The sequence below is a fragment of the Virgibacillus phasianinus genome (assembly GCF_002216775.1).
GTDB lineage: Bacteria > Bacillota > Bacilli > Bacillales > Amphibacillaceae > Virgibacillus_F > Virgibacillus_F phasianinus.
This window is the reverse complement of sequence record NZ_CP022315.1, coordinates 1,689,189-1,715,479: the sequence shown is the minus strand read 5'-3', so window position 1 is coordinate 1,715,479 and position 26,291 is coordinate 1,689,189. Positions and strand designations below refer to the sequence as shown.

The 26,291-nt window shown below is 42.6% G+C and carries 15 protein-coding genes; all 15 read right to left on the bottom strand.

Features of this window, described 5'->3' with window-relative positions:
• Positions 1-89 precede the first annotated feature (89 nt).
• A complete protein-coding gene (locus CFK37_RS08545; RefSeq protein WP_089061465.1) occupies positions 90-2,741 on the bottom strand; it encodes an NPCBM/NEW2 domain-containing protein in 2,652 nt (883 codons plus the stop codon).
• Between the two features lie 135 nt (positions 2,742-2,876).
• Entirely contained in the window at positions 2,877-3,926 is a 1,050-nt protein-coding gene (locus CFK37_RS08540) for an FIMAH domain-containing protein (protein WP_089061464.1), read from the bottom strand.
• Between the two features lie 62 nt (positions 3,927-3,988).
• A complete protein-coding gene (locus CFK37_RS08535) occupies positions 3,989-6,298 on the bottom strand; it encodes an alpha-N-acetylglucosaminidase (RefSeq protein WP_172840475.1) in 2,310 nt (769 codons plus the stop codon).
• A 105-nt stretch (positions 6,299-6,403) separates the two neighbouring features.
• A complete protein-coding gene (locus CFK37_RS08530) occupies positions 6,404-10,153 on the bottom strand; it encodes a glycoside hydrolase family 84 protein (RefSeq protein WP_089061462.1) in 3,750 nt (1,249 codons plus the stop codon).
• Between the two features lie 88 nt (positions 10,154-10,241).
• Positions 10,242-10,829, bottom strand: coding sequence for a CalY family protein (locus tag CFK37_RS08525; protein WP_089061461.1), 588 nt, complete (start codon positions 10,827-10,829; stop codon positions 10,242-10,244).
• Between the two features lie 95 nt (positions 10,830-10,924).
• Positions 10,925-15,058 (bottom strand): endo-alpha-N-acetylgalactosaminidase family protein, encoded by a 4,134-nt coding sequence (locus CFK37_RS08520; RefSeq protein WP_245837334.1) that lies wholly within the window; start codon positions 15,056-15,058, stop codon positions 10,925-10,927.
• 504 nt (positions 15,059-15,562) lie between these two features.
• Positions 15,563-16,150 carry a CBO0543 family protein gene (locus tag CFK37_RS08515; RefSeq protein WP_245837333.1) on the bottom strand — a complete coding sequence of 196 codons (588 nt, stop codon included), beginning with the start codon at positions 16,148-16,150 and terminating at the stop codon, positions 15,563-15,565.
• A 496-nt stretch (positions 16,151-16,646) separates the two neighbouring features.
• Positions 16,647-17,507 carry an EamA family transporter gene (locus CFK37_RS08510; RefSeq protein ID WP_089061460.1) on the bottom strand — a complete coding sequence of 287 codons (861 nt, stop codon included), beginning with the start codon at positions 17,505-17,507 and terminating at the stop codon, positions 16,647-16,649.
• 267 nt (positions 17,508-17,774) lie between these two features.
• On the bottom strand, positions 17,775-18,770 hold the full coding sequence (locus tag CFK37_RS08505) for a LacI family DNA-binding transcriptional regulator (protein ID WP_089061459.1): 996 nt from the start codon (positions 18,768-18,770) through the stop codon (positions 17,775-17,777).
• Positions 18,771-18,832: 62 nt separating this feature from the next.
• On the bottom strand, positions 18,833-19,789 hold the full coding sequence (locus CFK37_RS08500) for a formylglycine-generating enzyme family protein (protein WP_089061458.1): 957 nt from the start codon (positions 19,787-19,789) through the stop codon (positions 18,833-18,835).
• Positions 19,790-19,793: 4 nt separating this feature from the next.
• Positions 19,794-21,254 (bottom strand): arylsulfatase, encoded by a 1,461-nt coding sequence (locus CFK37_RS08495; protein WP_089061457.1) that lies wholly within the window; start codon positions 21,252-21,254, stop codon positions 19,794-19,796.
• Positions 21,255-21,455: 201 nt separating this feature from the next.
• Positions 21,456-23,201 (bottom strand): glycoside hydrolase family 35 protein, encoded by a 1,746-nt coding sequence (locus tag CFK37_RS08490; protein ID WP_089061456.1) that lies wholly within the window; start codon positions 23,199-23,201, stop codon positions 21,456-21,458.
• Between the two features lie 3 nt (positions 23,202-23,204).
• Positions 23,205-24,485, bottom strand: coding sequence for a Gfo/Idh/MocA family protein (locus CFK37_RS08485; protein WP_089061455.1), 1,281 nt, complete (start codon positions 24,483-24,485; stop codon positions 23,205-23,207).
• Between the two features lie 55 nt (positions 24,486-24,540).
• Entirely contained in the window at positions 24,541-25,389 is an 849-nt protein-coding gene (locus tag CFK37_RS08480) for a carbohydrate ABC transporter permease (protein WP_245837332.1), read from the bottom strand.
• Positions 25,390-25,404: 15 nt separating this feature from the next.
• Positions 25,405-26,286: a carbohydrate ABC transporter permease gene (locus CFK37_RS08475; RefSeq protein ID WP_245837331.1), complete on the bottom strand. Its 882-nt coding sequence runs from the start codon at positions 26,284-26,286 to the stop codon at positions 25,405-25,407.
• Between the last annotated feature and the right edge of the window lie 5 nt (positions 26,287-26,291).

Sequence of the window (26,291 nt, the reverse complement as noted above, 5' to 3'; positions counted from 1 at the left end):
TCTTGTTTTTATTGTTTTCCTTCTATCACGGTCTGGGATCGCGCGCGCCGCGTTAAACTGCACGCTTCAAACCGCGCCCCCACACCTTCCTACTGATACTTCTCCACCAAATATTCCATATCTTCCTGAAGCGATTCATACGCCCTTTTCGAAATCAATTCGTTCTCTTTCTGGTAGTCCAACAGCTGCGCAAACCCTTCCAAATGTTTGACAACTTTGTCTCCTAACCCCTGGTCCTCATAACGATCGACAGCTGTTAAATGAATGTCAAGGGAGTGGGCAGCGCGGTCATTCACAAACTCTCCTTCTTCTGCAAATTCCTTCACCATTGCTTTCATCGTAGCTGCTGAGATGTCTTCTTTAGCCACAATCACTTTTGCATTAGCCCAATCAGCATGATCGCTTCCGTTGCCATTGCCTCCGTCGGTCACAATCAATTTCAGCTCATTTACATCTTCAATTGAAATGTCTACGTTTTTTGCTTCATCTTCACCAGTCATTAAACCACTATCGAAAAGTTTTTCACCGTCTCCAAAGACTTGGAACACAACACTTGCCGCTGAGGACGGAGCAACTTCATCATCGACTCCTATTTCAGCTTTAAACCGTGAAAAGTTACCACCGATGTGATACCTAATTTCCGAGTAGGCATGCACGCCAAGACCCTTTTCATACGTTTCTCCATTGATTGTTAATACATTGCCATCTCCAGCATCGTTTTCACCGACACTTAAATCCCGCTCCACAGGCCCCCAGCCGTTCAAGGCGCTGATCCAGCCTAAATCACTTAGATAGGATGTTTCCGTTGGCACTTTTGGAAGAACTTGTATTTTTTTGGATGCTGTCGCGCTTGTTTGATTGCCGTTCAATGTAAAGGAAGCTACAGCCGTTAGGTCATAGGTTCCCGCTTCAACTGTTTCATCCGGTGTGACATTCCACGTAACCTCGACTGATTCCCCTGGTTTTACCTCATCAAAAGTTACAGGTTGACTAGCTTCTATAGCCCAATTTTCAGGGTGCTCAAGGTTTACCTCAACATCCTTCTCCACTTTTTCACTGTGATTTGTGAAGGTTGCCTTGACGGTTGATGTTTCCCCAGACTCTATTTGTTTCGAAGTTTGTAACCGGATATTAGCTGCACCCAAAATCCAGTCTTTATTGAACTGGGCTAAAACAATTTTACTGCCAGCCGGTTTTTCATATAACGTATTGATTGTTTTTTCCGGTCCGACATAAACATCGGAGTACCCTGTCATTCCAGCGTAGATCTCTTTGGACGCGAACCATGTTTGCCCATCGTCATCACTCATGCGAATCGTCATGTTTGTGCGAGCTGAAGTGTTGGCCGTGTTCGTAAACAAAATCGTATTTTCATCATAAGTAGCCAAACTTGCTTCATTTACTGGATCGATTAACTTCGTATCAGAAACTGGCGTCGACCATGGTTCGTTTAATCCAGCTGTTGTAGAAACTGCTCTGTAATCACTGCCAGGGTTTCGCATATTAGCCATTAAACCACCATCGGAAAGCTCCACCATCATATTTTCATGGATCTTGGTGTAACCACCTGGATTCGGAACTTTCGGGCCAGCCTGCCATGTTGTTCCACCGTCCGTACTATAAATGTAAGCCACGGTACTATTGCTCCAGCCTTCCGTTGTCAAATAGATAGGAACAACCAGTGCACCATTGGACATCTGCAATCCATGTCCTGGGCCCATGCCCGCAGCGGATAGATTTGGAAAATAATCAGGACTTTCAGGGTCCGTGTAAGCATCTAGCACATCGGTGATATTCCTCGTTTCTCCCCAAGTAGCACCATTGTCCGTACTTGTCCGAATAAAATATTTACAATTACCCCATTCCCAGCGGCTCCACAGCAAATGAACCGTGCTTCCAGTATCCTCAGCTAGCAGCATTGGATTCATCTCCGCGTGTCCATTCGCTACACCCGGTGCCAGGATGACCTGCTCGGAAAAAGTTTCTCCACCATCCGTACTCCTTCTGAGGACGAGATCTGTAGGAGTTTGATCCCCGCCAGTTCTCGCTTCCGCTACCGCAAGAATCGTTCCATTGGCGGTCACGGAAATACTCGGTATCCGGTATTGCGCATACCCTTTTCCATCGTTTATATTAAATAGTTCCTTTTCTTTAAAAAACCCATTCGTGGCACCGTCACTTAACGCTCTCACTTCTTCCGCACTTAGCGCCTTATTATATACCTGTAGCTTATCGATCCTGCCATTGTAGTACCACTGTCCACCAGTGTTGTCGACATTTTTGCCGATCCACATTCCATCGGGATCCGTCACATTAGAGAAGAACGCTGTCGACTCGGATGACCCCATCTCCCTTCCGTCCACATAAATTTTAGTACCACTACTGCCTACCGTTAACACTGCTGTGTGCCAATTACCATCATTGAATGAACCGGAGGCAGTTAGCCTTGTGGCATACGCCCCATTCTCGCGATTTTCGAAATAAATGCCTCCATTGTTCATGGTGAATGATAGATTGCTTGAAGGGTCCTGCGTATCCGCTGCACTAATAAAGGTATTAGCGACCTTCGTACTTGTCGTTTTGAACGTGACTAACATGGATCCTTGGCTTAATCCCTTTACCTTTTCTAAATCATTTGTTTGATCCACATAATCACTGGAACCATCAAACGAACGGTCCAGGGAATAATCCAGTACTAGATCATTCGCAGCTTGTACTGGATGACCTAGACTAGCCCCCATAATATGATTAAAAGGGAGAAAGACAACCCTAGAAATGTTTTTGTTTTCAACATACTCAATCCTTTCCAGCCTGTATTTATCAGGAAAGCTTAAGTGGCAAGCTAGTGCCTGCCACAGAGCTTTCCATCAATGGGTCTATTTCCATTTATCCAGCAAATAATTGGTAGCAAATTTAATAGATTTATAGGCTTTTTCCGAAATCAAATTGTTTTCTTCCTGATAACCGAGAAGCTGTTTAAATCCTTTTAGATGTTTAACGACCTTATCGTTCTCTTTGTTATTTACATAATGTTCCACAGCAGTTACATGCAATGTTAAAGCATAAGCAGCCTTATCATTTACAATCTCCCCATCTTGTCGGAACTGTTTCACTTGTTTCTTCAAATCAGTTATACTTATTTCTTCTGTTGGGTTAATGGAAAATCCCTCAAACTGAACAATTCCCTTGTTATCAGTTGCACCATTTGCAGCTGTCATAAATAATCCAACGTCCTCTACTTCTGCCGCTCCCGAAACATCAACTTTACCAACCATTGTCCAATTTTCTCCATCCGTACTGCACTCACCGGTGAAGGTATGTCCTTCACGCGTTAGCCGTAAATATACTGGTGTCGTGAATGTTTTTACATTTTTATAGGAATCAAGATACCCATCACCATTGCTATCCCGGCTCAAAACACATCCGTTCTCTGGTGTAATTGCTAAATTAATATAGCCAGCTGAACCATTTTGTTTGGTTAAATCATTTCGGGCAACAATTCCTGCACGTGCCCAAGGGCCGGTATGATCCTGTGACATGACTTTGGTAATTACACTTCTTCCACTGCTAAACGCATCCTTTTGATAAATGGTGCCGTACTCATTGGTTAGCCCCCACAGATCATTTCCACCGCCGTATATGGCAAATTGCTCACCGGATTGACTGAATATCGCATCATTAAATGATTTTGTCTTAAAAGGCGGCTGGATATCTTTTTCAATTAGTAAACGAATGTTGTTTGATGTCTGTGCATCCGTTTTGTTAATTCTATAGGTACCAGCAATGTCCAGGTTCGCCAAAAGGTTACTGCCAGATTCATCTAAAGCGGAAATCTTCCATTCAGCCGCAAATGTTTCCCCCGGTGCCACTGAATCAGTTGTCACGTCGGTTAATGCTTCAGCGATAATTCCGCTCGGTGTGTTCATTGATAACTGAACGTCCTTGGCATCTACAAACATATTGTGATTGGTAAATGTTACAGATAACGTTATTGATTCTCCAGGTGAACAGCCGGCCAATCACTATTCATTTCTATACTTGCTAGCTGCTGCGATGCCAGCTCATCGTATACCTGCTGAGCAAGCTCATAAATATCACCAGTTGGTTCAAGCGGATAATCATTTGTTTGCTGCGCCCAGTTATTTCCAAATTCGTACCAATCAATTGCTTTCGGTTCTTCTCCTGTTCTCAGGGCTTTGTCAAGCGAATCGAAATAAGTCTTCCACCTTGAGTAATAATAATCACCAACAAGACCCTGCCACTCCCTGTTGGCATAATCCTGTAATCCTGCCTCAGATCCAGACCTGTTTCCCCAAACAGTTAAGAGCGTACGGGCATCGTATTCCAGTTTTACTGCTTCCGCTTCATTGGAGGTGAATGAACGCGCCTTCTCTAGCCAAGGGCCAATCATGGTTTGTTCATTTGTTCCCACTACCTGGTCAAGTAACTTCATCCAATCCAGCCATTGGTTACGTAGTTTGTTAAACTTCTCCGTGTCTTTTGCGTTGTATGCTGCTTTAATCTGCGGCAGCAGTAAGCGGCTTTCATTTGATATTACCTGACGCGTGACATCCATCAAATCATATTGATAGGCACTGCTGGTACGTAAAGATGAATCGACCTTCAGCAGTTCCGGCAGAGCTTTTGCAAAAGTTGCAGGGTCATAGCGCATGGACGATGGCGACCATGATGCGGCTTTGGTCGCAGATAGATTTGGCTCCGCACTAAATAGTCCATCCTGCGCTTCACTCCATCCATTCGCCGGCATACTATAAGCGCTTTCCTGAAGTGCCTGCCATGCGTTAATTGCATGCTGATCAGAACTACCATACCGTCGTTCTGTCCATTTGCTAAACCACGTATCAAAATCTACCGGTTTATCTCGCCATGCTAATTCAGAAAGGAAATCGAATGCTACTGGATTGTTATCACTTGCTTCCGGCATGATGGCAATTCCCGATAATGCGCTATCCGGTTTTTCTAACCAATCCCAATAAGTGGAATTCCATACCGACATATTTGCTCCCATTGTCGTATGTCCACCGAAGTTCCAGATCGAGCCGAATGCATATGGCGTGTTCAGCCACTCCTGTTCCCGGTTTAGGTCAGAATAACGATCTGATAACCCATCGACTATTAGCATTTTGCTGCGATCCACTGCTTTAATTGTTTCTTTGCGGGGGTTAGATTGCCAGCCGAGAATAGCCCATATTGCCCCGGGATGTGCTTCTTCTAATGCATTTTGTACCGCTATTGATGCATTTTGCACATTAACATTTCCAGCTGTCCCGCCTTCATGTAGTAAATCCATTTTGTACATCGTTGTTTCACCAAATATTTTTTCCTGGTTTTCATAAAAGGCTGCAGCAACCTCTTGGAATAATGTACTTGTTGGATCAAGCCATCCTGGACGCTGAAATCCGCTCCATGTTCCTTGAGGCACAACGTTAGCATCTTGGTTTTTCTCTTCAAAATCTGCCGGGACCGTTCCAAAATATCCCGGAAAAACTGGTGTCATGCCAAGTTCTTTCAAGCGTTTGACAATCTTCTTTCCCAGTTTCACACGCTTATCGATAACATCCTGGGAAATTGGATCAGGAAAGCTGCTCATGTTTTGCAACAGCCACCAGGCCTGATGAGCCGGTTGCGGAATCCATTCAAGCATTTCCTCCTCTGTATAACCGAACTCCATAAACGTTTTCTTATAAACCGCTTCCTGCCCAGGATAAACCAGAACTTCATTGACACCATGAAGTGCCAATATATCAATCTTATGCTCCCAATAATCCCACTCTGCATATGGCTGTGTATAACCTTCGTCCGTATCATTCAAGGCAAACCGATGTTGAACATTTGCCTCCTTTTTGATCATGGATTCCGGAACAGGAAGCTTTTTTGGTAAATCAAGCTGTTCACCATTCCAGGAAATGTTTGCATGAGCAACATATTTTAAATACCAGTTAAACCCGGTTAAAAGGGCTGAAGGACTTGTTCCCTCTATTAAAATTCGGTTTTTGATGCCATTATTATTGCGTCCCTTTTTAATGCTAAAGTAATCTTTTTCCTCATTTTTTTCTACCGCTTTAAAATTAATTTGTTTCGCATACTTCTTTCCAATAAGGCGTTCCACTGCTTTCGTTGCATTTTCTGTTTCAAATGCCGGGCTTTGAGCAGTTTGCTTTACATCGTTTTCCAACTGGGTATTCTTAGCCCCGGCAAATGCTGTACTTTGAAAAGCAAAACATAAACATATAAAGATCAGAAATTTGGCCAGAACTTGCTGATTACTATTTTTCATCCACGGGTCTCCTTTCAAAATGAGCTTTAGAATCTGCTGTAGCTTCCATGGAAACATTTCGCAAAAATATCAATACTACTTTTTCATAGGAATCTTCCTCCTTGTCTACTGCCACTGTTCAATAAATGCATCTGACACCGTGTAAAGTGTCTTGTAAGCCTTCTCAGAAATCAGGTTATTTTCTTTTTGATAATCAAGCAGTGTTTTAAAACCGTTCATATGTTTGATCACTTTAACGGCATCCTCCTGTTTTTCATACTGTTTGACTGCTTTTAGATGAAGCTGTAATGCATGAACAACTTGCTGATTCTTAAATGCATCATCCTTTTCAAGTTGCTTAACGATTCCTGCAATGTCATCAACACTGTTTACGACAGGCTCTTGTCTTGTGACAGGTATGATTTCATGAATTTGCGGTTTCACGAAACCATCCCATTCCAGTTTGATTTCCAGCACATGATCATATGCTGATGTATCAATCGTTTGCAATGATTTCGATAGTTGACCGACCTGATGCCAGCCCCCTTCATCTCTAACTGAAACCTTTGCATTAGAAATTGCCTTTGGATTTTGTAAAATAATCACATCATCAATTTCTGTTTCTTTTACCAGTTTATAAGTTAAGTGGCCAGCCTCTTCGTCTCCTCTAGGTGTATAATAGGTTGATAGTTTCTGATCTTTTGCCCGCCATGCTTCATATCCATTCATACCTTTTGGATTTGCCTGAATTGTGAAATCCTCGTTTCCAGGCTTAACACTTCCTTCATTTACGATAATTTCGTTCAATGCAAGCCATACATCATTATCTGCCGTTGACAGAAGTCTAATATATCTTGCTTGCTCCCCATCAACCTGAACCCTTTTGTAGCGGTAGGGCACTTCATGGTCCGGAAAGTTCAGGCTTCTGTCTTCTGGATGATCAAAAGTATGGATTGTTTTCCATGTCTCGCCGTCAACGGAAATCTGTAAATTTCCTTCTCTAAAGAAGTCGCCTTCTCCATCATTAATGACAACGGCAACATTTTCCACGTTGACAATACCGCCCATATCAATTTGGACATAGTTGCCTGCATCCTGCATACCACCAAACCATACTTTGCTATTCAGGTCCCCATCATAAACATCTCCAAGTTTACCTTGATAAACACTTGGGTAATTATGCGTAACGGCCGGTTCGGCAAACTTATGCAGTTTCACAATGAACTTATTCAAATCAAACGTGATATCCTCTTCCGTGTTATTGACTATGCGCACATAAGCAGCATTCGGATAGGAATCCGCCGTTATCTTTTCCCATTCAATCCCGTTCTCGGAAACTTCTACTGACAGGTCCTGATTGGTGCTTTCCAGTTCTATATCCTCAATTTGCTCAATTGTTTTTAGCGCAATTCCGATATATTGACCGGGCTCTAAAGTAATGTCACTAATATCCTTGATTTTTGCCGATGTATCAGTCGTTTGTAAATCTGTGTCCTTCAATGCTTCTACATTTGTGTAAAGACGTTCGGTATCTTTGTTTGCATTGATTGTAAATTCTCTGACGGCAGTCCACAAATCCGGTTTACCGCCGGGGACTCCTGCATGGGTTAACCGGTACCGGATATACCTTGCTTCTACATCCAAGTCGTCAGCCTCAACCAGATAACCAGTCTGTTCATCACCAATTGTTTCCCAGTTTTCGCCGTCAACGGAGTACTCTAAAATCCCTTTCTGAAAAATATCGTGATCGCCATCATTTCTTCCTTGTAAAATACGAATGTCATTAACCTTTACCGTTTTACCTAAATCAACACCGTACCAATCACCGTTTTCCTGAATGATTTTGACGTAAGCATACGTCTCTTCGTCTCCATCGACCATATTTCCCATATCTTGCCTTTCATACGATGTGATCGGTATATTGGCGGTTGCCCCAGGATCAATGGCGGTTAAAATTTTGGCATCAAGCTGATTGATTAAGTTTTCAGCAAACGGAACCAATCGCTTGGCACCTGCTTCAACCGTGACATCCGGATAATTTAATTTCTCAATTGTAAAAGTTTTTGACTTTGCCATCGAATCGGAGGCCTTGCCAAGCTCTTCCCATGCCTTGTTCATATCTTCATGCTGCAAAGCAATAACGGCCTTTACCGCCTGCTTGTCTGCTTTCGCAACAGCTTGCAAACTATTAAGCCATGGATCGATTTCCTTGACCATTTCCTCATTTGGGCTCTTTTCTCTAAAACCTGAAATGGCATCCAGCACATGATCGAATTCATCAATCAATTGTTCACCGACCCCGTCAACCGGGTCCCCGGCTTGAAATTTATTTGTAAATTGACTTAGCTTCTTCTTGATATTTTCTGATTCTCCTAATACAAGACCATGCGAACTTGGAGATGGATCACTTAAATGATGCGCAATGGTTTCCAGTTCGGATGCTGCGTCAGGTGCAATGTATTTAAAAGAATCTTTCCAGCTTTGATCATCATCAAAATCATCCACATTCCATGTGAAATCAGCAACCGCAAATAAAGCAATTTTCGATAGTTCTGCCTGAATCATTGGGTTCGATACAACCCCAGCAATATTATGTGTTCCCGGTTTCAATACCTCACCTTTTCCAAGCATCAGTCTCGAATCAACATAATCATTAACGGGCCAGTTCAGCCATACTAACGGATCACGGCCGGTTAATTTTTTCGGCCACTGCATGTCTTTTTCATTTACAGTGCCAACAACGCCACTGCCTGTCCACATAATCTCAACATTTTCCGGTACTTTGCTTAGTGCCCTTAAATACGGTTTCCCCGTCTCACCAGTCCATGCCTGATTGTAAAACGGCGGTGTATACACCAAGGGCTTTACATCTCCCTTAGATGCAACCCAATTGGCAACATCGGTAATCAGCTTCACATGCTTGTCTTTATTTTCTAACGCCTTACTTGTACTAATATCGTCCATAAACAAGCCAAACTGCCGTACTCCGACACTGTACAACTGCTCGAATTTATTCAGCAACGTGTCTAATTCATTCTCATAATCATCCCAATTGATCATATTGAAGCCGGGATGGATTGCCCAGATGAAGCGTGTTTTCGTCTCGTTTCCAACCGTAGCAAGTTCTTCAATTTTCGCTAATTTATCTTCGGGATAAAGCTTTCTCCATTCCTGGTTGTGGTATTTGTCATTCTTTGGTCCGAAAATATAAGCATTCATTTTCAGCTTTTTGCCATATTCCATCAGACTGATTCGTGATTCATGTGACCATGGGAATCCATAAAAACCTTCAATAAATCCGCGCCACTTGGTATCCGAATAATCTTCGTACATCATGGAGTGGATTTCTTTCCCAGGAATTTGGTCAAAAATCATTTTCAGGCTGGCCAATGCATAAAAAGCGGCATCAGTGTCTTTTCCAAGAATGGCAATAGTTCCTTTATCCTCAAGTTCTTTGTCCATGGTTAAGACATACGGGTCAATCTCATCGAAAATAGCATCATCATACGCGATGTTATTCGTAAAATAGCGATCCACATAACCATTGGAATTTCTTGTGCCTATAATCACATTTGTCTTATCTGAAACAACCGCGTCTGATATAGTCACATGTAATGATTTCGAACCCAATATTTCTTGAAGAAAGTTTCTTGTTGGGTCGTCAATTGTATCTTCCACGACAATATTGACTTCTTCCGTGATGGAGAACTCCGTGCCCAAATTTTTTTCGTTTTGTGGCAACGGATAAATTTCATAATGATCGTCATTTCCATCTGCCCGTTTTTCTGCACTGACTTCACTGCTCCCTAAACCAACTTGTGATAACGATGAAAGGATTAACAGCAATGCGAGCAGGATAACATTTCGTTTACTCATATCATCAGCCCTTCTATGTTCTGAACTCGTGCATCAAAATATAAAGCAAGAGAGAGAATGTGTCATCCTCTCTCTCCCTCTTAAACTATTATTTCTCACCACCAGTTGCTTGTTGTGCATTGAATGTCCATGCCAGCTTCAGTGAGTCACCTTGAAATTCGTTTTGGTCTTCCCCATTATCCACAAAGTTAAATTTAACTACCAGATCATCGATATTGCCTGATTGCAATCCTTTTTCACCAAGGGTTGGATAGAAAATATGCTGATTGACCGCTTCAGGAGACATTTCTTTCAATTCGGCAAGTGTTGTCTTGTAAATAACTTCATCAAGCTTGTCTGCATTATATAAAAATTCAACCTCGATATACTTTCCGAAATCATCTGTATTATCGCCCTTTGCATCCACAACACTGTAATCGGTATCCAAAAATACTTTTTCAATGTCCAAGGAGCCGGTGTTTTGCAGCTCAAAGTCCCTAATCACATAATCACCTGGCTTTAGTTCACCTACATCGACAATTGTTGTAGGATCCACGGACAGATCCAGTATACCAGCAGCAAACGTATTGTTTGTCTGCTCACTGTCACTGAAATACGCGAAAGTGCCTCCACCAATTAATGATAAACCTAACGCCGCTGTCATAACTCCCATTCCTAATTGCTTTTTAATCCCCATGCAAAATCCCCCTCCAAATTTAATAGCTTTTGATTAAAACACTACTTCCAAATGGTTACCTTATTGCCTGGCAGAGGCGACGCGTGCTGCGTCACCTATTGCCATTTTGCTATCAAGCTGTTGGTACCAGATATAAGGCCATCATACGCTTCATCCGTTATCAGCCCTTTTTCCTTTTGATGGTCAAGCAGCAGTTTAAAACCGTTTAAGTGCTTCACGACCTTTTCTGCTTCCTCTTTTTGTTCAAATCGTTCCACTGCGGTTAAATGCATTTTCAAGGCATGAACTATGCTGTCTTTTTCAAATGCACCAGCTTCATCATATTGATCAACTAGTGCCCGCAGATCAGCAACACTCGATACTGTTTCTACCTTTTCGATACGGAGATTATCCAACATAAACGTGCCTTCGCCTGTATGCATGTTAACGGATGTTCCATCATTAAACAGGCCGATATACGTTTGGCCATTTTTCGAGCCGGTAATTGTGAACTCCACTGTATTCGTATCGGTTGCAGAAGGGAGCTGCTCATTCGCCTTCAATCCCTTGGCATCACCAATATTACGAACATCAATCGCTTGGTCGCCAGCGATAAAACGATAGGATTCAGCAGTTGTTTGATAGTCAAAGCTTACCTTGTATTTCTCGCCCGGCTCAAAGTGAAAATGCTGCGGAATGGTTCGGTATACCAATCCACTGTTTCCGGTATTCACTTTAAGTGACCAGTTACCATCGATTACATCATCCACTTTTTTGCCTGCCCATCCTTTTTGCGTATATGGCGCATGCAGTTCGGACAGATGGATACGATTATCCTGTACACCCTCCGTATTTCCGATAACGAATGGGTGAATTCCTTGGACGACCGTTTCAAAGTCTTGTTCAAATACATTTTCGGAAACATAATTATCAAGTGACTTTTGCACGATTCGAATGTCATCAAATTTGGTATTACCTTCACCCGCTTCACGACTTAACGTCAATTTGGCTGTATCGCTTTCAGCAGTAAAGCTTACTTGCATGCGCTGCATTTTACTGTTATACCCATCATTTGTCGCATGGGAATCAGCTTTGACATAGTTCTTTTGCAAGCTGCGCAGTGCATAATTGCTTACATCATCGGTGCCGCCTTTAACTGAAATGGAGGCCTTCACATCACTGTTATTCTCGACATAGACCTCGGCGACATAATCTTTGCCAGGCTCCAAATCAGTAAGTTCCCTTGTGACACTTGTCTTTTTCGCTGGGCTATCTATATTCAAATAATAATCGCCGCTGCTTAAATTCCGAGCATCACCTTTCTGGTCAGTGCGTATAACACTTACAGCTTTTTTATCGCCCTTAACTTTCGTTGCGTCATCGTCAACTGTTCCTGTGTTAAACCCGGAATCATGGATATGATTGCCAGTACTCCACTCATCGACCTGTACGCCTTCATTGTCGCCGGCAACGATAATATAAGGAGTTGCCGCTTCCGCATTCAGTGTAATTTGGTTGTTAACCACTTCCACTTCCTGCATATCGGTTCTGCCTTGGTCAGTTAGCTTGTAAACCTTTAGACTCGTAACACCTTCGTATTCATCCGGAAGTGTCCACGTTGACTCTCCGCCCTCTAAATTCCAGTGATATAGTTTATTAGAATCAGGTGTAGGAGTTTCAAAGTCTTGATCCACCCAAGGAATCAAATACTTATTTCCATCAAGTACAACATTATCGTTAAGCGTAATGATCCGTTCTCTGGAATCATCTTTTCGTGTTACCACGACCTGATCCCCGTTGCTTGGATCTTTTAACTTAATTTCTTTTTCCAGATTGGTTTCAGTAGGGTCTCCCTCGGTCGTTTCCCAATTGGTCACATAATACTTTTGCAAAAATTTCGTTGGCAGGTTCGTATTAAATGTCTTGCGGATGAAATGATCGAAGTTCTTATCCGACTGCCATCCTTCAAAACCAGCTAATTCAAATCCTCCAAGCAATGGATGATCTGCTGTTCCTCCTGCTTCCGGCCAATTCAATACCCAGGAGTCCTTTTGGTAATTGCTAATAAACCGAAGTACTGCTGAATTAATTCCCTTGCTTTCCGGCCCACCATAGTTTTTGTCAGTAGCCCAGTGCTGCCATGTAGAGTAATTTGCGACAGCCGTGCCAAATTCTGTGGTCATTCTCCATCCTCTGTCCATAATTTGTTCAGCTATTCGATCAGACTCCCATTGATCCTGATACCAAACGTCCAAATATATGAAATCAAGACCTGGTGCTGCTGCCTGCAATTTATCCAATCGTTCAGCACGTGCTCCTGAATACAAATCCCGTAGTTTATTAATCGTGTATGACTGGTCCAGCCAGCCCCATCCTTTAGAATTTGGACCATTAATCAAGTCCTCACTAAAAGCATCCGCCTCTGGATACGATTCTTGCGCATTAATATGAACGCCGATTTCTGTATTAAACTTATGCCCTTCTTCAATCAGGGTATTTAAATCTATCGCACCACCCATACGTTCACCGACTTCACCGTAATCGGGATGGCCACTATCATGTCCTTCATTTGCATAACCTTTTAAAAGAACAGCTTGCCCTAGCCCGTCCGTTGCAAGCGCTACTTTTTTAACATTATCCAATGTTTTTAAAAATGGCTGCTGGACTTGTGATCCAAAGTTCATTGCAATCCGCATTCCGACATTATTGTTTACATTTTCGGATCCCTTAATATCCTGCATGATATCCCGGTATGCAATTGCACTGTCCTGCCAGTTCACCTCATCATCCTCATTAACATCCTTAGCGATGGCAATTTTTATGGTTGGTTTGTTAGACGATGGCTCTGGCATAAACTCCCGGTGGTAATACAAAGGACTCGAAGCTATACCAAGCGCTTTATCACCATTGTCATTTTCGTTGCGGTTGGCAATCAGGTTATGGTATCCATCCACTTCCGAACTGGACCATACTCCGGCACTTAATTCGTCCGTAGACAAAAATGCAGTATAATAGCCCTTTGATGTACCCATTTTCTCCATTTCCTCGTCAACCTTCACCGTTACGTCACCAGGTTTGGTAACATCACTGCTGAGATTGGTTAATTTCGCTTTAGCATTCGTTTCTGTAGCATTTACCGAGATAAAATTCATATCGGCAAATTCAATCGTTTCAATCGCTGCATTCCCTTTATTGCTAATTTCGTCAAAGCTGTAAATAACCTTATTATTGTCTACTTTTAGCGAAAGGGTGAATGTAGCATCAAGACCTTCAAATTCATCTTTAACTGTTAGCGTATAAACTGCTTCACTATCACTAACCTTTTCAAAACTTACTTCAGGGTAATAAAGCATATTATTTACTTTTAATCCGTAAACCGGGGATGCTTGCCCGTTCATAACGTGGTCGTCTACATTGTATTTGATGACCCGAGGGAATACTTCATCAATCGTGACATCCATATAATCCGAGCTTAACGTCTGTTCTACCGGTTCCGTATTTGGTGGTTCTGGTGGCGTGTATTCCTGGATGCTCACATTTGAGATCGTAATATTAGCTGCGCCACGGCTCTTCTCTAGGCCTAGTAAACCAGCTTTATCTACACCACCAGCCTGCGTCCAGGATCCCACTTTCTCATCATCAATGTAGATCGTTGCGGAATCATCAATAAATCGAACGCGCAAATGGTAGGTTTGATCTGCTTTTAATGGTTCACCATTCGTCATCGAGGTCCATTTATTTGTTGGACCGAAGATTTCATGGAAATACTGGTTATTCTGGTCGCCTGTTCCAACGTATGTATACGCGGAAGGGTCCTGGACGCGATATATAACACCAAAACGATTCAAATCTGTATCCGATGTAATGTCTGCCTCAAAAATACCATTCTTTATCTTCTCCATATTTTGATAGACAATTTTATTTTTACCAGTTGATGTAACACCGAATGTTACGGATCCATCATCGTTATAGGTTAATTTCCCGTCACCTTGAATAATTTCAAAATCCCCTTCTTCAAGGTTGTTGTCCGTAATTTCTGCCTGATCATCCGTTGCAGATGAATAAGCGGTTTCTTGTGACTCTTCTCTCTTTTGTGATTCCTTCGCTTTTGCACCTTCGTCATCAACAGACACGTTTTGATTCAATTCTTCTGCATGTACCGATGGAAGATAGCTTGTGAATGCAAAAGGAACCAACAACATAACTGCCAAAAACACGGTAAATGCTTTTCTTACAAGTTGTTTTGCCACTTTTCTCTTTTACCTCCTTTTTTTGATAGATTAACAATGGTTTGGAAAGGACAGGCACATCCTCCCCGACAAAAAATGATGTGTTGTGCCTGGAAATTCCCTGTGCAACGTGCCATAATACAAGTCAAGGTTACCCTTGTTAAAGCGTTTCCACAATAAAAATATTGTCATATTTTTTATGGATATTGTTTGTTGTTAGATTATTTTGTAAATTGGTGAAATAGTACTAGTGACATTGGTTTAAAAACTGGTTAAAAAGCCCTTTTTTTGTAGAAAGATTAGGACTTATCTACTATATCTGTTTTAGAGAAATTGTTATGCGGGAAATGGGATTAGGTCAAGAATCAACCGTTCTTTTTTGAAAGTAAAAAAGCCTCGTCTGTGTTATGCATTTGCATAACTTAGGCGAGGATTTTTCGATTATAGGAAAGTATTGGCTTATAGCTAAGTACTATGCCGGAAGCATTTTATTTAGGTCCAATTTTGAAGAATCACACCTTTTCATTAGGCACTTGGCTGTTTGTTTTTTGTTTTTTGCATATATACGAATATGCTTGTAATTAGTTTAGAAAACAGAAAAATACTTGTATAAATCAGCAGCAACAAGAAGTAGTTAAACTCTTTGCTGAATGTTAAAAAGTCGAAACTGACTAGCAATGGATCTAATACAAAAGTTAAAATGATAGCTGTGAGTAATGAATAAAAGTAGAAGTTCTTCTTATTATTTAACGTCCACTGGTAAACCAACATAAATAAGACGGGAACAAATGCAGAATTTACCGAGAAACCTGTTGAAATAATAGGAATAAGCATATAAGGATAGTCCCACCAACCTATCCCTGTTCCAATATTGGCTACAAAAGTTAGCCAAACATTAATGTTAAATCCGTAAAACCCTATTAAAAATATTTTCTCCCTATCAATTGTGAAATACAAGACAATTAATGGTAATGCAAACAGACATACAAAAATCACCCAAAATTGCCACGTTCCCATATGTGAATATAACTTCCAGTATTCTAAATACATTTGGCTAGTTTCTTCATGTTTGGTAATAGCTTTATTTAACATTTCAAATTGTTCTTCTTTCACAAGTAACAACTCCCGACAAAGCTTTTTCCCTTAGAGTAACCGTAAAAGAAAATAGCATTCATCTAAATGGGATAATTTTCGTTTTATACTGCTAGCCTTTCGTTATTTCAATTGGAATTGGACGAACAAAAAGGGTAATTTTATAATTTCCTTTCAACGATTGCACGGCGTATGGCTAAACCATAACTATAATAATTAAATTCTAAAAGTGAGCACTATTCTAAAATAGGGTACTAAGCCCGGGACGCGGGACCTGTCCGAAGGCACTGAAAAAGTGGTGGATTTTAAAAGTTTCAATTTTTACCTTAACTTAGCATCTTGAATATACGGAGACTCCTGCGGGAAGTGAGAGATCGACGAGACCCCGGAGGACGGCAGTCCGAGGAGACTCGACACTCGCCCGCGGAAAGCGCAGTATATTCAAGATGCGATGATAGATTCACATATTTTGTACCACATTTACCTTTTTCAGTGGCCTCAACCTGTCCCTCTGTCCCTATGATAAGGCGATTGCCACAATGCCAATTACCATTATTCCTGCTGCAACAATCCGGCGCAGGCCAAACCCCTCCGATAACAGGACCATCCCCATAATGGCGCCAATAAGAATACTCACTTCCCGAACAGGGGCCACGTAACTGACAGGCGTGAATACCATTGTTGTTAATACAAGGATATATGCAAGCGGATTTAAAACCCCGACACCAATCGCTTCTTTTCGGTGACTTTTCCAATCCGAACGTACATCTTTCCAATGGCTTCTGGCATACGGAGAAAGCAGAATTAATTGCCCAAGGATACTGCCGTAGTTTAACAAAAGCGGAGAGATTAAAAATACACTCACAGCTCCTTTGTCTAAAAGCGTATACCCCGCAATCATGATCCCAATCAAGAAGCCGTATCCAAGTGGCATTATTGCTGCCGATTGCTTTAATACCCGGAGCCCGCCCGTGATAATAAAGACACTTAAAATAATCAGAATGATCCCCATTATGCCAGCAGGACTCAGTTGTTCATCGTAAATAAACACCGCAATAATTGCAACGAGCATCGGACCCGTACCCCGTGCAACAGGGTAAATTAACGATAAATCCCCGATCTTATAGCCATTTTGCAAGGTTAGTGCGTAACCCAAATGAATGATGGCACTTCCGGCAATAAAACCGATTTCCAGCCAGCCAATGGAAATGTTCTGGTAAATCAACAGGAATATAACAAAAGGGGCGTACACGGTTGCGCTGATCGCTGTATATAGCCATACAAAAGCAAAGCCACCGTTGGACCGCTTTGCTAAGTAGTTCCAGGTGGCGTGCATAAAAGCTGAAATGATAATTAAAACAAATGCCAACAGCGACATGAATAAATCCCCCAATTAGTTTCTGGAAAAAGGTGGTGCTTTTGTTTCAACTAAGTCTTTATCGGCCGAACTAGGATTATATCAGCCGTAATTAGAGAATAACGGCCAAATCAGGATTATATCGGCCAAATTCTGAATATAACGGCTAAAATAAAAATATATCAGCCAATTTCTGAATATATCAGCCAAAACCGAGATATAACGGCCAAAACTTCATCTTTCCACCCAGGGACGAGGAACCTGTCCCTCCGTCCCACCCGCGACCCACTATGCTCCTCTAACGCTTTTCCTCACAACTAGTTTGGTGGAGATGAACACTTTCTTTGCTATTTTTCGGCCTTCCAGGCGTTCGATTAGTGTGTCTACGGCGGTTTCGCCCATGAGTTCGGTGTAGACTTTGATTGTGCTTAATGATGGATAGACATATTTGGAAATGGACATGTCGTTGATTCCGATCACACTTACGCGGTCAGGGACTGCGATGCCCGCTTCGTGCAGTGCGCGCAAACTGCCGATGGCCATAACATCACTGCTTGTAAAAAAGGCAGTTGGCAGGTCGTCGCCCAACTCTTTGATCGCCTTTACCATTAAATTGTAGCCATCCTCCACAGAAAAGGATCCGACGAAAACAAAGCGCTCCTCATAGAGCCCTTTTTCCTGCATGTATGTTCTAAACGTCTTTTCCCGTAAGTCGTTCAAGGGGTCCGTTTCGCCTTTAAGAAACTCACGGCCGCCAATGAAGCCAATTTCTGTATGGTCGGTCGAAATAAAGTAATCAATAATTTTCTGTGTTGCTTTTTCAAAATCAATGACCACTGCATCGTATTTGTCTTCATTCGGACTGTAATCGACAAAGACAACCGCTGGATTAATATCGGTCAGCTCTTTTACCTGCTGCTCACTGAATTTCCCGACTGCGATAATCCCCTCAATCTCAGCAGCATTAATATCATCTATGTTATTAAAAAAATAAATATCAGGATCCAAATCTAGCTGCTTGCATCGTTGTTCAATACCGAGCCGGATCGATAAATAATACAAATCACTCAGTTCTTCTTTTTCGGTATACCAGTGAACCACGGCAATTTTTTGTCCGGTATAGCGTTTCCCAGGTCTTTTTCGATAGGAAAGCTCTTCTGCGGCTTCAAACACTTTTTTCTTTGTTTCATCCGCAACAGACAAACTGGCGTCATAATTAAGTACCCGCGATACAGTGGCAGGCGATACACCGGCTTTGTTTGCGATGTCTTTGATTGTTGCCATTTGATCTGGCCTCCCTTCCAATTCAGCGACTTTTATATAAAGTATAAAGCAATTCAGGATTTTCAACCATCTTTTACGCAGCGAAAGCCCATATTGCCTGTCGAACTATCCGGTGTATTGGAGCTTCGGGCAGCCACCCTGTACCTGTTGCAGTACGAACGATGGCATAGATAGGAGCCGCCGCGAATGATCCGGCTGTCTCCGCTATCAGGTCCTTTCGGGTTGTCCTTTCCGCCCCGTGCATGAATCCCCCTGCTGAACCAATCGGAGCACCACTCCCACACGTTTCCGGACATATTATATAAACGGAATCCGTTGGCTGGAAAAGACTTAGCTGGTGCTGTTCCAAGATACCCATCCTCGCCATCATTGCGCTCGGGAAATTTCCCTTGCCAAATATTGCAGTGATGCACACCATCCGGGGTCAGCTCATCGCCCCACGGGTACAGCTTCTGCTCCAATCCGCCGCGTGCCGCAAACTCCCATTCCGCCTCGGTTGGCAGCCTTTTTCCGGCCCATTTACAATAAGCCTGAGCATCATTCCATGAAACATGGATAACTGGGTGGTCCATCCGATCGTCAATCGTCGAGTCCGGTCCCTCAGGCTGGTTCCAGGCCGCCCCTTCAACAACCCACCACCACGGGGTACCTTGCACTTTCTGCCGTACACTTTTCGCTGTTTGCGCACTAACAAATTGGTGAAATACAAACGACCAGCCATACTGCTCCGCTTCTGTTTGATAACCTGTGTCAGTGATAAAAGCTTGAAATTCTTCGTTCGTGACAGTATGGGCATCGATATAGAAAGGATCGACTGTCACCTTTCGTATCGGTCCTTCCCCATCAGCCGGAAAGCCCTCTTTATGATTGGTACCCATTAAGAAAGTGCCGCCAGGGATATGGACCATTTTATCCAAAGAAACCGGTTTGCAAGCTGTTTCGATTTGCTGATCCCGCTTATTCGTTTCCGTTTTCGGCCGGCTCGCCGCGCAGCATGACGCTTTTTCTGTTTCCTTCATTCTTTCACCCCCGTAAATGATTCAGTGTACTTTTGGGTGTCTGACCAACAACCAACCGCGCACCGTCGGAATAACCTTCTTCCCGTCCCTCAAGTTCCCCGATTAATTGGTTTCTTCTTTGTTGAACCCTTGCCTGATAATCGGGGTTCCCGGCCTGATTAACCAGTTCCTGTGGATCTTTTTCCAAATCAAAAAACTGTTCCCGACCTGTTTGCGAAAACCAAATATACTTTTCTTTCCCATCGGTAATATAATGGAAGGAAGATTCGCCATAGGCATGTTCTCCGTGAATGTATTCGCGCCAGTTTGCAGTCGCCCCATCTTTCCACAACTCCAGAACACTTTTGCCGTTAACAGTACCAGGTATCGGGATATCTGCTGCAGCTAATAGAGTCGGCATGATATCGCGCAATTCAACCACGTTATTTATCTTCTTATTTTTTTCCAGTTTCAGATTATCGCCTGGATCCGAGACAATCAACGGCACCTTCGCACTTCCTTCATAGGGAAGAATCTTCCGGTACAGATGATGGTCACCTAATAATTCACCATGGTCGGAAGCAAATAGAATAATTGTATTATCGTACACCCCATATTCCTGTAAGGCCTGGAGAAACCGGCCAATCTGATTGTCAATATGGGTAATGAGCGCATAGTAAGCCGCCTGCGCCCGTTTGTAGCGTTTCTTTGGAACAATACCTTTCGCCGTAACTGGGTTCAATCCCATTCGGTCAGTATCCTCCTGTTCAGCCCAATCCCCAACAGATGGTTCAGGTAAATCCTCATTTATGTACATATTATAAAAGGCTTCTGGCGGGTCAAACGGCGGATGCGGCCGGACGTAAGACATGTTTAAAAAGAACGGCTTGGTCGGATCCCTTCTCCGCAAAAAATCAATTGACTTCGTTGTTACCCAATTTGTTGGATGCAATTCCTCTGCCAGGTGCCACGGCCTTGCGACTGTTGAAGCATTACAATCCAGTCCCAAATCGGTTAAATCACTTCCGGCACCCGCTTTTTCTCTGAGCCAATTCAGATAGTCATCAGTAGCTGCAAATGATTCGGATGTTTTCGTAGTATGGTTAAATCGATTATAATGCATATACCCGTCATGTAAAACCACATTATGAAAACCTACTAGATTTCGAGTTGGATAGACATGAAGTTTTCCGACGCATTGCGTATGATAGCCAGCCTTGGCAAACTCGCCCGGGAGCGTGTGCTCATAATTCCACGGCACTTTATCCTCATAACCGACCCGCCCATTTTTGTCCTGCGACATCCCGGTTAGCACCGCGGCCCTGGCAGCAACACAGGAAGGAGCTGCGGAATAGGCATTTTCATATAAAACACCATCCCTTGCCAATTGATCGATATTTGGCGTATCTACTGCAGGATGGTCCAAGATACTTAAACAATCGCCACGCATCTGATCAACCATCATCAATACAACATTCGGTTTCATCGTTTTTTAACTCCTTTCTAGTACGAAAAGGACACAAGAAAAGCGTAAGCGCCCCGTTTAGAAGCGGACGCATAAGCAAGGGACCGTAGAACGCATGGTTTAGCGTTCGTAGTGTCCATTGCTTATGACGGCAGCTTCTGGGCGCTGGAGCTAGACATATTTTATACATTCTTATCTTCGCACAAAGACCGTCCCCTCGAGTTATCCCAATTTATGTGTATCAATCAATGCCACTTCCGCTTTCTGCTGGCCGTGCAGGTCAAAGATAACCAGTTCATTTGTACCTTTCTTCAATAATGGCCCAGGCAAATATAATGTTTGCTGCGGCCCTATCTCCCAGTACCTTCCCAGGTTAAACCCATTTATGAGGACGATCCCTTTCTTCCAGCCTGAAAGTTCTACAAAAGTATCGCCAATATCATCGACTCCGAATGTCCCCCGGTAAAATGTCGGATTTTCCTGAGCAAAAGTTTCAGTTTTATCATAGGATAGTTTTTCCAAATTATCCATTGGCAGGGTGTAAATTTCAAAGTCAAATATAAACTGCCGTTCAACACGGACACCCTCGGTAATCCCTTTCGGATCATTCAATAACGGACCATAATTAATCCGCCCCATATTTTCAACCAACAGATCAAGCTGCACTCCCTCTTCCGGTACCTCGATCATGAGCGTGTTGTTATTCCAGCGGTCAATGACACCTTTGAACTCTTGATTGACAAATACGAGAGCACGGTCACGCACATCCTGGATCGTTACTGGTACTTCGCCAAGCGGACCTTTCACATTGGTGCGGTAGAGTACAAATCCATAGTCCTGGCCCAGCTGCTCCATTGTTTCCGGATGTGTTTTTCTAACCGGTTTACTGATTTGCGTTAGTGCATCAAATAGCTTGATAGATTCCGTCATTTGAACCGTTCCATAGTCTTTTTTGGGGATAGGTTCCGGCAGTTCAAGTTCACCTAACGCTTTATGTTTGGCGATTGCTTCCCGAACCGCATGGAACTTAGGGGTAAGGTCGCCGGTTTCACTTAGCGGACAATCATAGTCATAGCTGGTAACGGTTGGCTGATAGTTCTCATCAAAGTTCGCCCCATTATAAAAGCCAAAATTCGTACCGCCATGGAACATGTAAAAGTTAACAGATGCGCCACTTTGCAGCATTTCCGCAAAGGTGTCAGCAGCATCCTGGGAATCGCGCTGATGATGCTGTTCACCCCAATGGTCGAACCAGCCATTCCAATATTCCATCACGATGTTAGGCGTGTTCGGAAAATGCTCGTGTAATTTTGCAAAGGATTCCACTGGACGCGAACCGAAATTCACAGTTGCCAACGTGTTGTCGACGGTACCACCCTGAAGCATTAAATCTGTTGGCCCGTCTGAAGTAAACAGCAATACATCGATATCCCGCTTCACCATTGCTTCTTTTATGTATGTTAAATACTTTTTATCATTTCCATAGCTTCCATATTCATTTTCAATCTGCATTGCAATAATAGGACCGCCATTTGTTTGCTGCAACGGTTTTAACTTTTCCAACAAGACATCATAATAGTTATCTACCTTCTCCAGGTAGGCTTCATGGTAGGAGCGAAGCCGCATGTTGCGATCGGCAAGCAGCCAGGAAGGAAGTCCGCCAAATTCCCACTCGGCACAAATATACGGACTTGGCCGGACGATTACATACAATCCCAGCCGCTCCGCTATCCGAATAAACCGCTCTACATCAGCTATTCCACGAAAATTAAACTCCCCTTCTTTAGGTTCGTGCAAGTTCCAGGGAATATATGTTTCGACACAGTTAAAACCACAGGCTTTCAGTTTCAGCAACCGATCCTCCCAATACTCCGGCACAATTCGAAAATAATGAATTGCCCCGGAAATCAGTTGGATTGGTTCATCGTTCATGTACAGCTCTTTTCCGACTACGGTTAGTTTTGACATGGGTTAACGCTCCTTACTAGGGGCTATGTGGGACAATGAACCTGTCCCTATGTCCCTTAAATCTATTACTTTACCATTATCTAGCCTTGATGCTTCAGCGGCAAAGGCTAATAAGTGACTTTCCAGTGATACAGTGGCTGATGGTGTATCTCCATCCTGATGGTTTTTTACCTCCTGCAGGAAATCCCTAACAATTGCGTCATCGCCACCACCATGGCCGCTGAGTGGTTCGTTGAGATTGATTACCGTTTCATTTTGCGTAAGAAAATCGAATACAGAGATAGAGTTTTCATCCATTTTTCCTCTGATTTCCCCTTTTGTACCCATGATCTGAACAATTCTGGTTTGCTCTCTAGTAAACCCGCACATACTGAATGTTGCAGTCGCACCGTTTTCAAATTCCAGATTAACGACCTGATGATCAACAACATTGTTATCAGATTGATAGACACATTTCCCATATGGCGTCGTGTTCAAGGCGTGAATAATCCCTTCACGCGAATGGTCGGTCGTAAACTTTTTCGCCCAGCCTTTTCCTTCGCCCAAATAATATCTGCCGGCATGAAATGGGCATTCATTCTCTGCCGGACACCCATCCAGGCATCTGAGTGGCGCGCCTTCTGGTTTGTTTGCCTCATTAAAATGCATCAGGGAGCCAAACGAGCTGACATGCTTGCATTTCTGATCCATTAGATACATTAAAATGTCCATGTCGTGGCAGGACTTTTGCAGAATCATTGGACTGGACTCATCACTATTATTCCAGTTTCCGCGCACAAAACTATGGGACATATGCATGATTTCGACGTTTTCATTTAATTGAATGGAAACGATATCCCCAATGTCACCGGAATCGATGACCTTCTTAATATTTTGCCAAAACGGAGTGTACCGCAGAACGTGACAGATGGTTAAAAGTTTCTGATGCTTCTTTGCACACTCAACCATGGCGATACATTCTTCCGGATCGGGTGACATCGGTTTTTCCAACAATACATGGTACCCCGCTTCAATCGCGCGTATGGTCGGCTGATAATGCTGGCGATCCAGTGTACAAACAAACGCAACGTCCGCTTCTATTTGTTCGTCCAGCATCTCTTCCCAGGATTCAAAACAGCGGTCACTGGAAAGACCATGCACGTTGGCAAAATCCGCCCGTTTTTCCGGATTCAACTCAGCCACTGCGACAAATTCTAATTCATGTGGATAGGAAACGGCATAAGGAGCATACGACTTTGCACCCCTGTCACCAGCTCCAATTAAGATTGCTTTTGTTTTTTTCATTGTGGTTGACTCCTTTCGTTCCATTGTTCAGGTCATACGCCAATTTGGGCGCTTGTTATCCTTTCAAACCACCCATAGACATTCCTTCTGTAAGTTTTTTCTGGGTTAGTGCGTATAGTGTAACTGTTGGAATTAATACTAGCACAAGACCGGCGAACAATGCTCCCCAATCTGTCGCAAAACGTTGAATCTGCATTAAATTCGCCAAACCAACTGGAATAGTTTTCTTTTCATCACTTGTAAGTAAAACAAGTGCTAATGCATATTCATTCCAAAAGGTAAAAAAGTTAAAGATAACAACAGTTAATATCCCAGGCCTTGCAAGCGGGACAATAATGTTTAATAGCGTGCGAAAGTAGCCACAACCATCTATTGACGCCGATTCTTCATATTCTTTTGGAATTGAGCGCATAAATCCTGTTAATAGATACACGGAAAAGGGCAGAGCACTTGCCGCATACACCAGACTCAACCAAAAGCGATTATCGAGCATACTTAAATCGCTCATCATCAGAAATAATGGAATCATAATGTATACTGGCTGAATAAATAGGCCAGCCAAATAAAAATTATGAAGCAACTTTCTTCCCGTGAAATCAAATCGCGCGATAACATGCGCCGTTGGAATTACCAAAACAAGCAATAAAAACATGGACAACGCTGTGACAAGGAAGGAATTCAGGATATATTCTCCCATACTGGCATCGGCAAATGCACGAATATAATTCTCAAAACGGAGCATAGAAGGCAATGCCCATGGACTTTCCAGAATTTCCTCATTTGATTTAAACGAAGCAATAATATTCCATACTAATGGATAAATAAAAATAACGGTTGCCACCAATAAAATGATCCGCATTATCCACTTGGACTTTTTTGGATTACGGTTCTTATCATTACTCACATTATTCCCTCCAATCTATAAAGCTTCACGTTCTGTCAATTTATTACTAATAAATGCAAGAATGATTGCTACAATAAAGACAACAACCGCTATGGCCATGGCATAACCAAAGTTTGCATTTACAAAGCCTTGCTGGTACATATAAGTGAGTGCAACCTGTGAGGAATTATTTGGTCCTCCAGATGTCATAACAATTACCAACACAAAACTGATATTCAACACACCATTTATACTGAAAATAATCGTAATCCGAATAATCTCCCACAGCATTGGGATCGTAATTTTCACAAATTGCTGGATGGCATTGGCTCCATCAATCGATGCCGCTTCATATAATTCTTTCGGGATACTGTCCATTCCAGCAAGATACATGACCATATAATATCCGACCGCCTGCCAGACCATGACAATCGCAATTGCCCATAATACGGTATCCGGATTGCCAAGCCACGTTAATGCGTATTGATCAAGTCCCATTACTTTCATGATTTCATTCACAATCCCCATATTCGGATGGTAAATGAACGCCCAAAGAATTCCGATTACAACGAATGATAGAATACTAGGGAAGAAGAAAATCGTCCGGTACAGATGCTTTTCCTTTAATTGACCAAAGGAGAGCATGGACGCGAAAATGAGTGATAATAGGAGTGTAATGACCGGAACAACCAGCATAAGAAATCCGGTATTTTTGATTGATTGGATGAATACATCATCACTAAATAATTCAATGAAATTCGTTATTCCGACAAATTGATCGCTGCTTCCAAATCCGGAACTGCTGAATAGCGATTTATAAAATACCTGAGTAACCGGATAAACGATAAACATCGCGAATATAACTAATGTTGGTAAAATACATAGCAGGATAAAACCCGTTTTTCGCTTACTTTTCACTTAAA

Excerpts from the sequence above, each read along its gene's own strand:
- CFK37_RS08490 (WP_089061456.1), bottom strand. The coding sequence starts at position 23,201 with ATGTCAAAACTAACCGTAGTCGGAAAAGAGCTGTACATGAACGATGAA.
- CFK37_RS08535 (WP_172840475.1), bottom strand. The coding sequence starts at position 6,298 with ATGAAAAATAGTAATCAGCAAGTTCTGGCCAAATTTCTGATCTTTATA.
- CFK37_RS08485 (WP_089061455.1), bottom strand. The coding sequence starts at position 24,485 with ATGAAAAAAACAAAAGCAATCTTAATTGGAGCTGGTGACAGGGGTGCA.
- CFK37_RS08505 (WP_089061459.1), bottom strand. The coding sequence starts at position 18,770 with ATGGCAACAATCAAAGACATCGCAAACAAAGCCGGTGTATCGCCTGCC.
- CFK37_RS08540 (WP_089061464.1), bottom strand. The coding sequence starts at position 3,926 with ATGAACACACCGAGCGGAATTATCGCTGAAGCATTAACCGACGTGACA.
- CFK37_RS08545 (WP_089061465.1), bottom strand. The coding sequence starts at position 2,741 with ATGGGGGCTAGTCTAGGTCATCCAGTACAAGCTGCGAATGATCTAGTA.
- CFK37_RS08500 (WP_089061458.1), bottom strand. The coding sequence starts at position 19,789 with ATGAAGGAAACAGAAAAAGCGTCATGCTGCGCGGCGAGCCGGCCGAAA.
- CFK37_RS08525 (WP_089061461.1), bottom strand. The coding sequence starts at position 10,829 with ATGGGGATTAAAAAGCAATTAGGAATGGGAGTTATGACAGCGGCGTTA.
- CFK37_RS08530 (WP_089061462.1), bottom strand. The coding sequence starts at position 10,153 with ATGAGTAAACGAAATGTTATCCTGCTCGCATTGCTGTTAATCCTTTCA.
- CFK37_RS08495 (WP_089061457.1), bottom strand. The coding sequence starts at position 21,254 with ATGAAACCGAATGTTGTATTGATGATGGTTGATCAGATGCGTGGCGAT.
- CFK37_RS08510 (WP_089061460.1), bottom strand. The coding sequence starts at position 17,507 with ATGTCGCTGTTGGCATTTGTTTTAATTATCATTTCAGCTTTTATGCAC.